This window comes from Lentibacillus daqui (genome assembly GCF_027186265.1).
Classification (GTDB): Bacteria; Bacillota; Bacilli; order Bacillales; family Amphibacillaceae; genus Lentibacillus_C; species Lentibacillus_C daqui.
In genome coordinates this window covers 1,631,383-1,645,881 of the sequence record NZ_CP114176.1, presented here as the reverse complement: position 1 = coordinate 1,645,881, position 14,499 = coordinate 1,631,383, and the positions used below count along the sequence as shown (strand labels likewise).

Sequence of the window (14,499 nt, the reverse complement as noted above, 5' to 3'; positions counted from 1 at the left end):
TTTCCTAAGCAAGCAACAAAAGAGGCTGACATGTGTCAGCCTCTTTTGTTTATACAAATGGCAGTATAAACAGTGAAATTATAATGGAAGCAGCACCGGCAATGATTGCTGTCATACCAAGTGTATTTGCACCGCGGCCTCTGGCGATAAATCCGACAATAATTCCCGCTGCACCTAGAATAACCGGCATCCAGAAGAAGGATATAATTGACAATGCCAACGCAACCCAGCCATACGCACTATTTACATTCGTTTCATCATCGTCATCAGTCTCGATTCTTGACGGCGTGTCGTCAAGATCATCAGCCGTTAATTCGGCAGCTGTTTCTTCATCATCCGCTTGACGTGCTGGATTAAAAACAGATGGATCGTCATCGGATAAATCAGTCTCAACCATATCAGGATCTTCCTGATCACGTAGATCGTCTTCCATCCTGTCCAAACGTTTGAATTCGTCCATAAACATATACCTCACTTTCCTGTAATGGAGGTGCACCAATAGTTTATGAATCCTTACCGAATCTAATGGTGTTACTTTTTGGAAACGTATTAGTGCGTGTTCAAAAAGGAGGATCAAAAGGACCGAGAAGTTCTAGGCGGCGCGTAGCTTTGAGTACCGGAGTGTACATAAAAGGTACATGAGGATCGGAAAAGCAAGCCAACGAGCTTCTTCAAAGGAAGGCCGACTAAAAACGGGCTCTGCGCTCAGGTCGGCATACCCCTTTTGCAGGGGCACGTCATTTTTACCGGACTTTTTGAACATCCTCTTATAAGGGAACTTTTTCGGCCGGCAAACATAATATAAAGCAGCACAATCGCAAAGGAGTATAATGATGTCTACATTTATTAAAGACTTTATTTTACAAAAACTTTCCCGACTAACCTCTGAGGAACTTTACACGTATAGTAAACAATATGGATTTTCCATTACCAACCAGCAGGCAAAAGCGGTAACAAAATACTTAAAAACACACACCGTTGATCCATTTAGCGCAGATGGCCGGGCCGATATGTTACAGGAATTAGCAAAGATTACCGATCTGGAAACTGCCAAAAAAGCGCAAAAATTATTTAACGAAATAGTAAAATCATATGGATTGGAATCATTATTTTATTAATAAACAGGAATAACGCAAACCAGCGTTATTCCTGTTTATTAAAAGCTTAGGCCGAGCGGGAAATTTTTAATTATTGATTCATGATCTTTTCCTTTAGATCCGGATCAAATTCCCGGTTTCTAATCATATTAATTTCAAATCTATATGGTGGTTTCTTATTCTTTTTATCTTCCCCAACATATGGCGTTTCCAGGATTTTTGGTAATTCCTTAAGTTGTTCATGATAAATCACCCGGCACAACGCATCAAAACCAATATGACCGAACCCAATATTTTCATGACGGTCCTTGTGGGCACCACGTTCGTTTTTGCTGTCATTGATATGAATAACTTTGAGACGATCGATGCCAACAATCTTGTCAAATTCATCTAATACATCGTCAAAGTTATTCACGACATCATATCCGGCATCATGAATATGACAAGTATCCAAACAAACGGAAAGCTTTTCATTCCGTGTTACCCCGTCAAAAATCTTGGCAAGTTCGTCAAAAGTCCGGCCAATTTCCGAACCTTTTCCAGCCATTGTTTCCAAAGCAATTTGAACGGTTTGCTCTTTATCCAATACTTCATTTAATCCTTCAATGATTTTCTCGATCCCTGCATCCGCACCTGCTCCAACATGTGCACCAGGGTGAAGAACAATTTGTTTAGCCCCCAGAGCCTCCGTCCGTTCAATTTCATTCCGTAAAAAGTTGACTCCCAGTTCGAATGTGGCCGGTTTTGTTGTGTTCCCAATATTGATGATGTACGGTGCATGGACAACAACATCATCAATACCATTGTCTTCCATGTGCTGTTTCCCAGCTGCAATATTAAGCTCATCAACCGGTTTTCTTCTTGTATTTTGTGGTGCTCCAGTATAAATCATCAACGCATTTGCACCATATGAAGCAGCTTCTTCACTCGAACCCAACAACATTTTCTTCCCGCTCATCGACACATGTGATCCTATTTTCAACAAAATTGACACCTCTCCCAACATATTAATTCATCTTTTTCGTTTACTGTTTTTGTTAAGTTGACGCTGAATCTGTTCTTTTTGTTTTTTCATCTTTTTCTTATAACCAGGTTTTACTTTTTTTGTTTTTCGTACCCTTTTCCATGCTTCTTTTTCTGTGTTTATCTCGGTATTCTTTCTTATATTCCGTTGATTCCAGGCCTTGGACTTTTGCCACTGGCCATTTTTTATGTTGTAAAAGGTAAAGACGAGTCCTTTCTCCTCCAACTTTTTAATCAATTTCGTATCTTGTTCATCATACAAGCTAATTGCTGTTCCTTCCAACCCAGCTCTGGCGGTTCTCCCTACCCGGTGAATGTAAAAATCTTCTTCCTTTGGTAACTGGGCATTAATCACATGACTGACACCCTGGATATCGATGCCTCTCGCTGCCAAATCGGTAGCTACAATATATTGGTAACGTAGCTGCTTGATCTCTTTTAACACCCGTTTTCGCTCACGTGGCGATAACCCCCCATGTATCAACCCGGGTTCCAGTCCTTTTTGCTGTAATGCGGCAGCAAGATCATTTGCCGCTTCCTTTCCATTGGCAAAAATAATTGCCAGATACGGATTAATAACTTCGGATATCGCCATTATGACGTCAGCGGGATCACGATGTTTCAAGGCAATTAACCGGTGTTCCATCGTTTCCGGTGACAGTTGATCATTTAATTTGATATGCACAGGGTTTTCTAAATACTTTTTTAAAAAGTGTGCCAACTTTTGTGGGATCGTTGCCGAAAAAGCTAATATTTGGATATCGCTTTTACACCTTACCAGTAGCTGATCGACCTCTTGCAGAAAACCCAAATCCAACATCAAATCTGCTTCATCAATAACAAATGAACGGGCTGTGTATAAGGATAGTGCCCCTGCTTTGACCAAATCCAATATTCTCCCGGGGGTTCCAATCACAATATGTGGCGGTTCCTTTAACTTTTCCGCCATCTTCTGCCGATCCGTTCCCCCAACTAGAAGTTTAACTGTCCACTGGGTGTCTTTGTCCGCATAATGAATGATTTTTTTTGTTTCCTCATGAATTTGCATGGCTAGTTCCCTGGTGGGTGCGGTGATCACAAATTGGACCTCCCGTTGCTCCATGTTTATTTGATTAAACAATGGCAGCAAATAGGCATGTGTTTTACCGGAGCCCGTGTGTGACTGACCGATTAGACTTCTGCCTTGTCCAACAGCAGGAATAACCTGTTGCTGGATTTCTGTAGGCTGGTAAAACCCGAGACGTTGAACAGCCTCCATTAGTGTGGGTTGAAATGCAAACTTACTGAAGTTATTTCTTTCCATGCAATGTGCTCCCTTAATATTTATTCATCTGTATACTATCGTGTCTATAACCGATTCTTAAATAAATCGAAATGGCTCCGTATTTGCATGTGAAACGATAATTTCGATACCTTGTTGTGCAAGCTGTTTCTCCAAATACGTTTTTACTGCTTGTTTCATCACTTTTTCCACATGATGTCCGGGATCAATTACAGCCAGCCCCATTTGCCAAGCATCCTGTGCTGGGTGAAAGGTCATATCTCCAGTAATATAAGCGTCAGCACCTTTTGCTTTGGCTTCATGGATATATTTTTCCCCGCTGCCACCAAGTACAGCAACAGTTTTAATCGGTTTTGTCAAATCACCAGTAACCCGGACACATGGCACCTCCAAAACGGTCTTCAGATGTTCGCAGAAGTCTGTCAAATTCATCTCGCTGGTTAGTGTTCCGATCCGGCCAATGCCATGCGCCTTCCCTTTATTTTTTAATGGGTAAATATCATAAGCCGGTTCTTCGTATGGATGCTTATCTTTAACCATTTGCACTACCCCGCCTATTAAAGTCATTGGTACAATGGTTTCTATTTTGACTTCTTCAACCTTTTCCAGGTCGTTTACCGACCCAATATACGGATTAGTGCCCGCCAACGGTTTAAATGTACCATGGCCATTCGTCTGAAATGTGCAATGGCTGTAATTGCCGATATGCCCCGCTCCAGCTTCTGCAAGTGCTTCTTGTACAGCAACTGCATGAGTTTGTGGAACATATACACTGAACTTCACCAATTCCTCCGTAAACCCTTCCAGTAAAATATCTCTATTGTCAATACCAATTATATCACACAACATGTCATTAACCCCGCCATTTGCTGCATCAAGATTCGTATGGGATGCGTATACGGAAATATCATGCTGAATTATTTTTTGTATAATTCGTCCTTTAACCGTATCTGTGTTCAGTTGTTTCATTGGTTTAAACAGTAATGGATGATGGGCGATAATCAAATCCACCTGTTTCTCAATCGCTTCATCTACAACGGATTCCAGTACATCCAGCGTAATCATTACCTTTTTAACTGGTTTATTAAAATTACCAATCTGTAAGCCAACATTATCCCAATCATATGCCAGTTTTTTCGGTGCCCACTGCTCCATTACTTGAAACACATCTGGATTATGAATCGTTTTCACCATCTTGCAAAACCTCCTGTATCCATTGTAAATCCTGCTCAAAAAATTGGATTTTCACTTCATTTCTCACAGTCGCTCGTTTCATCTGCTCAATAATACGGGATAATTTGTTTTGTTCATATCTCCATTTTTTGAAAAAGGCATCTGGTCGCTTTTTAAGTAATATCGGTCCGAATAGCAATTCGCGTTCGGTCCAGGCTGATGTTGGCCCATTTTCACACATATCAGCGACAATAATCTCATAAGAATGACCATTTTCTTCGACTATTGCTTCGTCTTTGATATTATAATTATTTGTAATTAACCATTTCCGTACTCCTCTTGCGTTCACATTCGGCTGCGCAATAATCCGTTCTACCAGCTTTAGTTTATCCTTTCCAGCTTCCAGAATAGAACGGATTAGCTTGCCACCCATGCCAGCAATGACTAATTGCCTTATTTCATCAGCCGTGATTATTTCCAGGCCGTCTCCAAGGCGAACATCCACCCGATTTGTTAATTGACATGCTCTAACGGTTTTTTTTGCACTGTTATATGGACCTTTATTAATCTCACCAGCAATTGCCCGGGCGTTTTTATCCAGCATGCAAACATAGCATGGAAGATAAGCGTGATCTGAACCTATATCAGCAAAAATGGCACCTTTGGGTAAAAAATATGAAACCTGTTGCAGCCGATCTGAAAGTGTAATGAGTTGTTCCATTTGAAATTCACCTTATTTCTAAACAGATAAAGAAAGCTTTCTGAAATCGCCAGAAAGCTTTCTTACTATGTCTTATTGCTATTTTTTCTCGGCAAGCCATTCTGCTACTGCGTCCTTTTGGTCACCTTCAATTAAGCCAGGTGGCATTTGACCCGGTCCTTCTTCAATGATTCCTTCAATCTCATCTTTTGAATGTTTTGAACCAATATCTTGCAGATTAGGACCCATGCCACCAGATAAGTCTTCACCATGGCATGATGAGCAATTTTGTTTGAAAATAGCTTCCGGATCGGTTGTTTCGCCGCCTTCACCTTCTTCGGCGCCTTTCTGCTCTTGTGTCTCCCCGCCTTCTTCCGCCTTTTGTATATCGTCCCGCTGATGTATCCCAGCAATAGATATGACGATTACCAAAGCGATCCCGATTACGGCTATAAGTGCATATGGGACGACTGGGTTCTTCTTCATCCGTCTTTCCTCCTTATGTATTCCCTTATTCAATTTTACAAAGACTACCTTCATTTTACTCGAAAATGTCATTTGTTTAAAGGGATAAGCTGTGAAATCTTTTAAATCATTATCCGGAAAAAGTTATTTTTCTAACAGGTACTATCCAAAACCAAAAAACATGAAGAAAAATAAGTTCCCTGGTTGCAATATCATAAGAAATTCCGTAAAATAGATACTAAGAAATGAAAACGGTACCAGCCATTAAAAAATAAAGTTGCAGTCATTGACACACATATGTGCCCAATGACTGAACAAAAAATTTATTCAAGGAAATCTTTAAGGCGTTTGCTGCGACTTGGATGGCGCAGTTTCCGCAAAGCTTTTGCTTCAATCTGGCGTATTCTCTCTCTGGTTACACCAAAGACCTTCCCGACTTCCTCCAATGTACGTGTTCGTCCGTCATCGAGACCAAACCGCAAACGCAACACATTTTCTTCACGATCGGTTAGCGTGTCCAGCACGTCTTCCAATTGTTCTTTTAGCAATTCATAAGCAGCATGGTCTGATGGCGAAAGTGCCTCCTGGTCTTCAATAAAGTCACCCAAATGGGAATCATCTTCTTCACCAATCGGTGTTTCCAGTGATACCGGTTCTTGGGCAATTTTCAGGATGTCACGAACTTTGTCAGGAGATAGATCCATTTCTTCACCAATTTCCTCAGGGGATGGTTCACGGCCTAAATCCTGTAGCAGCTGACGTTGTACACGAATGAGTTTATTGATGGTTTCGACCATATGAACAGGTATACGAATTGTCCGTGCCTGATCCGCAATTGCTCTGGTTATTGCCTGGCGAATCCACCATGTAGCATACGTACTGAACTTGAATCCTTTACGGAAATCAAATTTTTCCACAGCCTTCATTAAACCCATGTTGCCTTCTTGAATGAGATCCAAAAACAGCATTCCTCTGCCCACATATCGCTTAGCAATACTAACAACCAGACGTAGGTTAGCCTCGGCCAAACGTCTTTTTGCTTCCTCATCACCTTGCTCAATCCGGGTTGCCAGATCAATCTCTTCTGCTGCAGATAACAAGTCAACTCTGCCAATTTCCTTTAGATACATACGTACCGGATCATTAATTTTAATACCAAGCGGGACACTTAAGTCGTTCAGATCAAATTCTTCTTCCTTTGCGATTTGTTGCATTTTGGGGTCTTCGTCTGACTCACCAATTATCTCCACACCTTGTTCGTTCAGGTACTCATAAAATTCATCCATTTGATCTGATTCTATTTCAAACCCTGACAATCGATCGGCAACTTCCTCGTATGCAAGTACACCGCGTTTCTTTCCTATTTCGAGCAATTGATTTTTTGCCTGGTCAACCGTTTGCTCTGTCGTTTGATTGTCCTTCATTTGTGCGGGTTCATTTTTAGCCATGAGTCCCCCTCCTTTCATACCTCTTATAAAATAAAACTTCATCCAATGAGGTAGTAAATACCTCACAAACATGCGTTTGTTCAAATATCGGTAAGTAATCTGTTATCTTTAACCATTTAATCAGATTGGTTTCTTTAATTGTTTTTGGATCTCTATAATTTCCATGGCAATTTTCGCAGCCTTAATTGGATCACTTTGTTTTTCGGCCTGCCGCTGTTCTTCCTTTAACTTCCTAATTGCGGTCATATCTTTATTTTCGGCCAAGATCGTCCATATATAATCGTTAATTTCCTGATCACTAATATCTTCATTTAAAGGTATCATTGCGATTTCAATGACAGCCTGTATAATTTTTTCGTCGGTCAGTCTGTCAATAAATAAGCTAACATCTGCAGGATAGCCTTCTTCATAATATGCATACAAGTGGGTTGCAATAACTTGATGTATTTCCATATTAAACGATCCGCCAATTGTATCCTGGACTTTTTCGGTTATGGTAACATCTTTCAACATATATGCGAGCAACCGACGTTCTGCATTTTGAAAGGCAGGCAGCATTTTTTTTGCTGAAGCGGAATCCTTTTCATTGTTAGTAGTATATCGTTTCTTTTGTTGCCTATCCTTATTCATCCCCATATTTTGGCGGATTTTTTGGATTTCCTGATTTAATGCATCCATCGTTAAATCGTATTCTTCACTTAGCTCTTTTAGATAATATTCCCGTTCAACGGCATTATCAATCGTTGCGAGCTGCTTTAGGATTATTTCGATATAGTGTATGCGATCTCCTTCAAGGTTTACATTATAATTCTTTTTCATATAACGCATGTAAAAGCTCATGTAGGTATCACTTGCTTTAATTACCTTGTTGTTGAATGCCTCGCCACCATATGTTCTAATATAATCATCGGGATCCATCCCATCTTCCATGAAGGCGACCTTTACCTCGCAACCGGTTTGGCGTAATAAATTTGCCGCCTTATAAGCAGCTTCTATACCAGCATAGTCAGAATCATAACAAATAATTACTGTATCGACATATCTTCTTAACAATTTTGCTTGATTTTCGGTCAAAGATGTGCCCAATGTGGCAATGACGTTTTTAACATCTGCCTGAAATGCAGCAATCACATCCATATACCCTTCAAACAAGATGACTTCTCCTGTTGAGCGGATATGTTTTTTTGCCTGATCGAAGTTAAATAACAGTTTCCCTTTTTGAAACAGATCGCTTTCCGGGCTATTTAAATATTTCGGCTCCTGATCAGCAATAGCCCTTCCACCAAAAGCAACCGTCTTCCCCAAGTGGTTACGAATCGGGAATATGACCCTGCCTCTGAAACGATCAACAACCGTATTATCGTCCCTCAATGAAAGCAATCCGGCTTTTACCAAAGTTTGCTGATGGTAACCTTTTTTACGAAGAAATTCGGGAACAAAATCTTTTACATTCGGCGCAAAGCCTAATTGGAATTGATCGATTACTTCCTCTGTGATTCCCCGGTCAAGCAAATATTGATATCCTTCTTTTCCGTCCTTTGTAAATCGAAGCAAATGATGGTATAGTTTTTGTAACCATTCATTAGCAGATAAAATTGTTTGATTCTCCTGTGAGAGCGAACTTTGCTGGGGCATATCCTTCGTCGGCAGTTCGATTCCACTTCGATTGGCAAGGAGCTTCAGTGCATCATAAAAGGAGTAACTTTCCATTTCCATGATAAAATTTATCACATTACCGCCTTTTCCACAGCCAAAGCAATGAAAAATTTGTTTATCTTGGGTTACGGAAAAAGAAGGTGTCTTTTCAGCATGGAAAGGGCAGAGACCCACATAATTTTTCCCTTGTTTCTTTAGTTGTACATATTCGCTGATAACATCGGCAATGTCATTGGCTTTACGAATTTTTTCAACCGTCTCCTCTGGAATAAAACCTGGCATTTTCATCACCGTACTTTAATTAATTCGAGATGAACGAAAAAAATCCTTTAAAAATTCGACAATATTTTTATCATTTGTCAAAAAATCTCCTTCTATATGAAGAAGGATCATTCTTTATACAGTCTTTTAGCGTTTTGCCCATTACCATTGTACCTCGTTATACAGGGACGTAAACCTTGCAACTCTATAATTAATTCTACATTGATAACAGAGAATCCTCCTGCATTGGCAATGTTTTATTTTTCAGATTACGCCTCCCCTGTAACAAAGCTTGTACACACATTTTTACACAAATACATATTATAATACACAAATACATAAATTGCTACATGAAATACTTAAAAACATAAGAAAACATCCTACCTTTATTTGGTAGAATGCTTGGTGTTTTGTTCTTAGCTGAATATCCGCAGAATACTGTTTGCCGTTTCTTCAACCGCTTTATTGGATACATCTATAACCCGGCAGCCGATTTTACCGACAACCTGGTCAAAATACTCTAATTCCTGCTGAATCCTGCCCATATTGGCATAGGTTGCCTGGTCACCTAATCCAAGTGTCTTTAACCGTTCTTTACGGATATCATTTAATTTCACCGGGTTAATACGCAAACCGATGCATTTGTCCGGATCCACCTCAAACAATTCCTCCGGCGGTTCTACCTCTGGTACAATTGGAACATTGGCCACTTTTAGCCGCTTATGGGCCAGGTATTGAGACAATGGCGTTTTTGATGTCCGCGATACGCCAATCAATATGATGTCCGCCCTTGCTATCCCGCGTGGATCACGACCATCGTCATATTTAACCGCAAACTCAACCGCTTCAACCCGTTTGAAGTAGTCTTCATCAAGCTTATGGACTAAACCAGGTTCCAACCGCGGTTTCCCAAACAGACGCTCCATCGCATCCATCATGGGCCCCATAATATCGATCGCTTCTACACCAAGTTTTCCTGCCTCTTGATTTAAATAATTACGTAGTACAGGATCTACGAGTGTAAAACCAATAATACCTTGCTGCTCTTTAGCTAAAACAAGCGTTTCGTCAATCGTCTGTTTATCTTCCACATAGGGTACACGATGAATTTTATACTCTCCATTATTAAATTGACTAAGACCTGCCTTGATAACCAGATCTGCTGTTTCGCCAACAGAATCTGATAAAACGTAAACTAATGGTTTCGATCCCATCAATCACCCTCCCTTGCACCTGATAACCTCTACTTCATATGATTCTTTGCCAGACTTATAAATGTTCATCGGTAATTAATTCTACAAACGCCTTGGTTATCGTTGTTTTTGTAATTCTTCCAATCACCTCTGGACCTTCTTCCCCATCTTTTATAACTGGCAATCCGTCTATTTGTTTATTTATTAATTGCTTTGCCGCATCTAACAGGAGATCATCTTTCCTGCATACGGTCATATTAGGCATTCGTGTCATAATAATGTGTACCGGTATGTCATTTAGATCCTGTTTACCGATGCTCGCTCTAAGCAGATCCTTTCGTGATAGGACACCTGTCAGACAAGCCTGATTATCCACCACAAATAATGTACCAACATCCTCTAAAAACATGGTTGATATTGCATCATAAACCGAGGCATTTTCTCTTACAACAATCGGTATCGACTGATATTCATGGACTTTAAATTTTTTCATTTTTTCTGTTAACAGTTCCGAACCGGTTTTTCCCGTGAAAAAATAGCCAACACGTGGTCTCGCATCCAAAAAACCTGCCATCGTAAGAATAGCCAAGTCAGGACGTAATGTAGCCCTGGACAGCGACAGCCTTTGTGCAATTTGCTCTCCCGTTATTGGACCATTCGCTTTGACAATTTCTATAATCTGTTCCTGTCGATTCGATAATTCCACCCTTTCACCACCCACAATGTGTCATACTCTTATTTCAATAGTATAGACTATTTACAGTGAAAAGGAAAAAGAAAAGCGAAAATTCCTGTTATTGGCTGGCGTTGCAACAAGACCACATTGAAAATAGAAAACTTCCTGTTAGTTAGAAGTGTTGTTTCCAGCTTATTTTAGTCATGTCAGCATAATCATTGATCAAGGTTGCTATTGAATGGATTAAGGCTAAGCGATTTTCACGGATTGTTTCATCCTTGGCCATCACCATATTATGCTCAAAGAAATTATGAATGGCGTCAGTCAAACTGCTTAATTCCTTCAGAGCTTGTTCAGCTTCAAGGCTTTCATTTGCTGTCTTGTAAGCTGTTATAACTTCTTGATATTTCTTATATAAAAATGCCTCTGAAGGTGTTTCAAATAACTCGACATCCACCTCTTTTTTATCAGCTTTTTTGGCGATATTCAAAACACGGGTGAATGCCTCCTCTGTAGGTTTAAAGACTTCCTGACCCCGTTTATCCGAAAGTATGCGTGCTTTGGAAATCGTATATCCAACGATCCCTAATCTATTTGCCAAAACAGCCTGAATAATATCGGGTTCAATTCCCGCTTCTTTTAACAAATATGTCGCCCGTAACCGTAAAAATTCATCCAGTTCTTTTTTCACCAATTCAGCTTCGGCTTGTTCAATATCCAGTGTCCGATATAGTTGCTGTGTCATATCCAACAACTGCCACACGGGGATTTTCCAGTTTTCATGCTGCAAAATTTTTAAGATACCAATTGCCTGACGTCTTAAACCATACGGATCCTGTGAACCCGTTGGTACCAAACCAACAGAAATACAGCCAACAATTGTATCTAATTTATCAGCAACACTAACAATTGCACCTTCTGTCGTTTCCGGTAGTTCACCTGCTGCATGACGAGGTTGATAATGCTCGGCAATTGCTTTGGCAACTGTATGATCTTCTCCAAACAAAATAGCATACTTTTCCCCCATCACACCTTGTAAATCAGTGAACTCATCGACCATATTTGTCACCAAATCAAATTTGCTAATTTCTGCCGTTCTGATAGCTCGTTGCTTTTGAAAAGCATCTATCCCTAAAACATCAGCAATTTGTTTCGTTAAATAGACAACACGTTCAACTTTATCATGAATCGTACCCAATTTCTCTTGAAATACGACTTTTTGCAGTTTTTGCAAATAGAATGAAATCGAATGTTTCTGATCTTCATCATAGAAAAATTGTGCGTCTGAGAGTCGGGCTTTCAACACTTTTTCATTTCCCTTTACGACGGTTTTCAGTCCCTGATTATCCCCGTTTCTAACACCAACAAAATAAGGTAATAACTCATCCGACCTTGACTTTACTGGGAAATAACGCTGATGTTCCTTCATCGATGTAATAAGTACTTCTGATGGCAATTGCAAAAATGATTGGTCAAACTCACCGATGAAAACGGTAGGATATTCCACCAGATTCCTCACCTCCGCAAGCAGATCAGCTGCAATTGGAATTTGTATCTCTTTTTGGCTTTCCAGTGTGCGAATTCCCTCTGTAATCATTTTCTCACGTTTATCCGGTTCAACGATAACAAAGTTTTCCGCAAGTTTTTCAACATACTCTTTGGGATGACCAAGTTCAATCACATCCCCAAGGAAACGGTGCCCACGCGTTTGTCGGCCAGTAGTGACATCAGCAATAGTAAAAGGGATAACTTTCTCGTCATATAGTGCCACAATCCAGCGTATAGGGCGGACATATTTTAGTGATTCCTTTCCCCAATGCATATTTTGTGGGAATTTGATGGACTCAATGATTCCTTTGAATGACGGCAGCATCGATATGGATCGGCTGCCTTCAATATGTTTTTTTACAAAGATGTAACTTGTCCCGTTTACATCCTTAGTATAAATATCATCTACCGTTTTACCCTGACCTTTGGTAAATCCAATTGCCGCCTTTGTCCAATTTCCATCCGCATCCTTGGCTATTTTTAACGCAGGGCCTTTTGCCTCTTCCTCAAGCATCGCCTGTTCTTCCGCCATATCCTTTATCAATACTGCAAGTCTTCTTGGGCTCGAATAAGAAACAACAACTGAAAAAGAGATGCGCAATTCATTCAACCATTTTTCCGTCTTATCACGGAGCTGCTTTTCCGCATCATCAATGAATCGTGCCGGCATTTCCTCTAAACCAATTTCAAATAACACATCCTTGGCCATTATTTTGTCTCCTCCTTCAGCATTGGAAATCCCAATTCTTCCCGTTTGGCAACATATGCTTTAGCAATACCCCTTGCCAGATTACGAACTCGGCTGATATATCCAGTGCGTTCAGTAACCGATATGACCCCTTTGGCATCGAGCAGGTTAAAGGTATGTGAACATTTTAATACATAATCATATGCCGGAAAGATCAAGCCTTTTTCTATTGTCGTTTTTGCTTCCTGTTCATACATGGAAAATAATTTAAACAGCATATCTGTATCTGATTCTTCAAATGTATAGGTAGAATGCTCGTATTCCGGCTGCAGAAAGATATCCTTTACAGTCACGCCATCAGTCCATTCCAAATCAAACACATTTTCCTTATCCTGAATATAAGATGCTAATCGTTCCAAACCATATGTTAATTCGACCGCGACAGGATTAGTGTCAAGACCACCAATTTGTTGAAAATAGGTAAACTGGGTGGTTTCCATACCATCAAGCCATACTTCCCATCCCAGCCCTGCGGCACCAAGCGTCGGATTTTCCCAATTGTCCTCCACAAAACGGATATCATGTTCTAATGGATCAATTCCAAGTGCAATCAGGGAATTGAGATACAGATCCTGAATATTTGCCGGGGACGGCTTCATAATCACTTGAAATTGATGGTGCTGATACAAACGATTAGGGTTTTGACCGTATCGGCCATCAGCAGGACGGCGTGACGGTTCCACATAAGCGACATTCCATGGTTCCGGTCCCAAACTTCTAAGCAATGTCATCGGCGACATCGTTCCCGCCCCCTTTTCGACATCATAAGCTTGCATTAAAATACAATTTTGATCTGACCAATGTTTCTGCAATGTTAAAATCATTTGTTGAATGTTCATTAGTATCGTTTTACCTCCTTATTGATACACAAAAAACCGTCCCTATGTCTAAACATGACATAGGGACGGTTTTACCGCGGTTCCACCCTATTTGCTCTTGTCCGCCAAGAGCCACTTTATTAAAATGCTCGGGAGCGCCTTTCCTTGTAGTCCTATATCCAGCTTCCACCATCCTGGATTCGCTATAATAGTAAGCAACAAGTACTTTTTCTCCGTCACCGCATTCTTGTACTGTTTCAAAGTCTGTACAAATCATACTTTATTTCTTCGTACGTGTCAATGATGTTTATTTCAACTTATCCAACTGGCGGGAGTTTGACACCTAAAAACTTAAAAAATGGATAAAAGCCTTGATGCGGCTTTATTTTTTGTCAATTTTTCCTTTTTATC

General features: G+C 40.3%; 13 protein-coding genes and 1 other annotated feature. Of the genes, 1 reads left to right on the top strand and 12 read right to left on the bottom strand.

What is annotated here, in order from left to right:
* Window positions 1-49 precede the first annotated feature (49 nt).
* Window positions 50-460 carry a DUF4190 domain-containing protein gene (locus O2S85_RS08255; RefSeq protein ID WP_269412181.1) on the bottom strand — a complete coding sequence of 137 codons (411 nt, stop codon included), beginning with the start codon at window positions 458-460 and terminating at the stop codon, window positions 50-52.
* Between the two features lie 370 nt (window positions 461-830).
* On the opposite strand from O2S85_RS08255, the gene O2S85_RS08250 reads away from it, so the two are divergent.
* A complete protein-coding gene (locus tag O2S85_RS08250) occupies window positions 831-1,118 on the top strand; it encodes a DUF2624 domain-containing protein (protein ID WP_269412180.1) in 288 nt (95 codons plus the stop codon).
* Between the two features lie 70 nt (window positions 1,119-1,188).
* Here O2S85_RS08250 and O2S85_RS08245 read toward each other — a convergent pair whose 3' ends face one another.
* The 11 genes from O2S85_RS08245 to glyQ all read right to left on the bottom strand — a co-directional run bounded on the left by O2S85_RS08245 (window position 1,189) and on the right by glyQ (window position 14,109).
* Entirely contained in the window at window positions 1,189-2,082 is an 894-nt protein-coding gene (locus tag O2S85_RS08245) for a deoxyribonuclease IV (RefSeq protein WP_269412179.1), read from the bottom strand.
* Between the two features lie 27 nt (window positions 2,083-2,109).
* A complete protein-coding gene (locus O2S85_RS08240; RefSeq protein WP_269412178.1) occupies window positions 2,110-3,423 on the bottom strand; it encodes a DEAD/DEAH box helicase in 1,314 nt (437 codons plus the stop codon).
* 57 nt (window positions 3,424-3,480) lie between these two features.
* Window positions 3,481-4,596, bottom strand: a complete 1,116-nt coding sequence (locus O2S85_RS08235) for a Nif3-like dinuclear metal center hexameric protein (RefSeq protein ID WP_269412177.1) — start codon at window positions 4,594-4,596, stop codon at window positions 3,481-3,483.
* Window positions 4,577-5,296 carry a tRNA (adenine(22)-N(1))-methyltransferase gene (locus tag O2S85_RS08230; RefSeq protein ID WP_269412176.1) on the bottom strand — a complete coding sequence of 240 codons (720 nt, stop codon included), beginning with the start codon at window positions 5,294-5,296 and terminating at the stop codon, window positions 4,577-4,579. The genes O2S85_RS08235 and O2S85_RS08230 overlap by 20 nt, the downstream gene beginning before the upstream one ends.
* A gap of 78 nt (window positions 5,297-5,374) precedes the next feature.
* Window positions 5,375-5,761 carry a cytochrome c550 gene (gene cccA, locus O2S85_RS08225; protein ID WP_269412175.1) on the bottom strand — a complete coding sequence of 129 codons (387 nt, stop codon included), beginning with the start codon at window positions 5,759-5,761 and terminating at the stop codon, window positions 5,375-5,377.
* 302 nt (window positions 5,762-6,063) lie between these two features.
* On the bottom strand, window positions 6,064-7,188 hold the full coding sequence (rpoD, locus tag O2S85_RS08220) for an RNA polymerase sigma factor RpoD (RefSeq protein WP_269412174.1): 1,125 nt from the start codon (window positions 7,186-7,188) through the stop codon (window positions 6,064-6,066).
* 120 nt (window positions 7,189-7,308) lie between these two features.
* Window positions 7,309-9,126: a DNA primase gene (gene dnaG, locus O2S85_RS08215; protein WP_269412522.1), complete on the bottom strand. Its 1,818-nt coding sequence runs from the start codon at window positions 9,124-9,126 to the stop codon at window positions 7,309-7,311.
* 395 nt (window positions 9,127-9,521) lie between these two features.
* Window positions 9,522-10,319 (bottom strand): pyruvate, water dikinase regulatory protein, encoded by a 798-nt coding sequence (locus O2S85_RS08210; RefSeq protein ID WP_269412173.1) that lies wholly within the window; start codon window positions 10,317-10,319, stop codon window positions 9,522-9,524.
* A gap of 55 nt (window positions 10,320-10,374) precedes the next feature.
* Window positions 10,375-11,004: a transcriptional regulator CcpN gene (gene ccpN / locus O2S85_RS08205; protein ID WP_269412172.1), complete on the bottom strand. Its 630-nt coding sequence runs from the start codon at window positions 11,002-11,004 to the stop codon at window positions 10,375-10,377.
* A gap of 142 nt (window positions 11,005-11,146) precedes the next feature.
* Window positions 11,147-13,231, bottom strand: a complete 2,085-nt coding sequence (gene glyS, locus O2S85_RS08200) for a glycine--tRNA ligase subunit beta (RefSeq protein WP_269412171.1) — start codon at window positions 13,229-13,231, stop codon at window positions 11,147-11,149.
* Window positions 13,231-14,109: a glycine--tRNA ligase subunit alpha gene (gene glyQ, locus O2S85_RS08195; protein ID WP_269412170.1), complete on the bottom strand. Its 879-nt coding sequence runs from the start codon at window positions 14,107-14,109 to the stop codon at window positions 13,231-13,233. The genes glyS and glyQ overlap by 1 nt, the downstream gene beginning before the upstream one ends.
* A gap of 58 nt (window positions 14,110-14,167) precedes the next feature.
* Window positions 14,168-14,337: a binding site (T-box leader), on the bottom strand.
* Window positions 14,338-14,499: the final 162 nt, after the last annotated feature.

Excerpts from the sequence above, each read along its gene's own strand:
- O2S85_RS08255 (WP_269412181.1), bottom strand. The coding sequence starts at position 460 with ATGGACGAATTCAAACGTTTGGACAGGATGGAAGACGATCTACGTGAT.
- O2S85_RS08250 (WP_269412180.1), top strand. The coding sequence starts at position 831 with ATGATGTCTACATTTATTAAAGACTTTATTTTACAAAAACTTTCCCGA.
- O2S85_RS08240 (WP_269412178.1), bottom strand. The coding sequence starts at position 3,423 with ATGGAAAGAAATAACTTCAGTAAGTTTGCATTTCAACCCACACTAATG.
- O2S85_RS08235 (WP_269412177.1), bottom strand. The coding sequence starts at position 4,596 with ATGGTGAAAACGATTCATAATCCAGATGTGTTTCAAGTAATGGAGCAG.
- O2S85_RS08230 (WP_269412176.1), bottom strand. The coding sequence starts at position 5,296 with ATGGAACAACTCATTACACTTTCAGATCGGCTGCAACAGGTTTCATAT.
- cccA (WP_269412175.1), bottom strand. The coding sequence starts at position 5,761 with ATGAAGAAGAACCCAGTCGTCCCATATGCACTTATAGCCGTAATCGGG.
- rpoD (WP_269412174.1), bottom strand. The coding sequence starts at position 7,188 with ATGGCTAAAAATGAACCCGCACAAATGAAGGACAATCAAACGACAGAG.
- dnaG (WP_269412522.1), bottom strand. The coding sequence starts at position 9,126 with ATGCCAGGTTTTATTCCAGAGGAGACGGTTGAAAAAATTCGTAAAGCC.
- O2S85_RS08210 (WP_269412173.1), bottom strand. The coding sequence starts at position 10,319 with ATGGGATCGAAACCATTAGTTTACGTTTTATCAGATTCTGTTGGCGAA.
- glyS (WP_269412171.1), bottom strand. The coding sequence starts at position 13,231 with ATGGCCAAGGATGTGTTATTTGAAATTGGTTTAGAGGAAATGCCGGCA.
- glyQ (WP_269412170.1), bottom strand. The coding sequence starts at position 14,109 with ATGAACATTCAACAAATGATTTTAACATTGCAGAAACATTGGTCAGAT.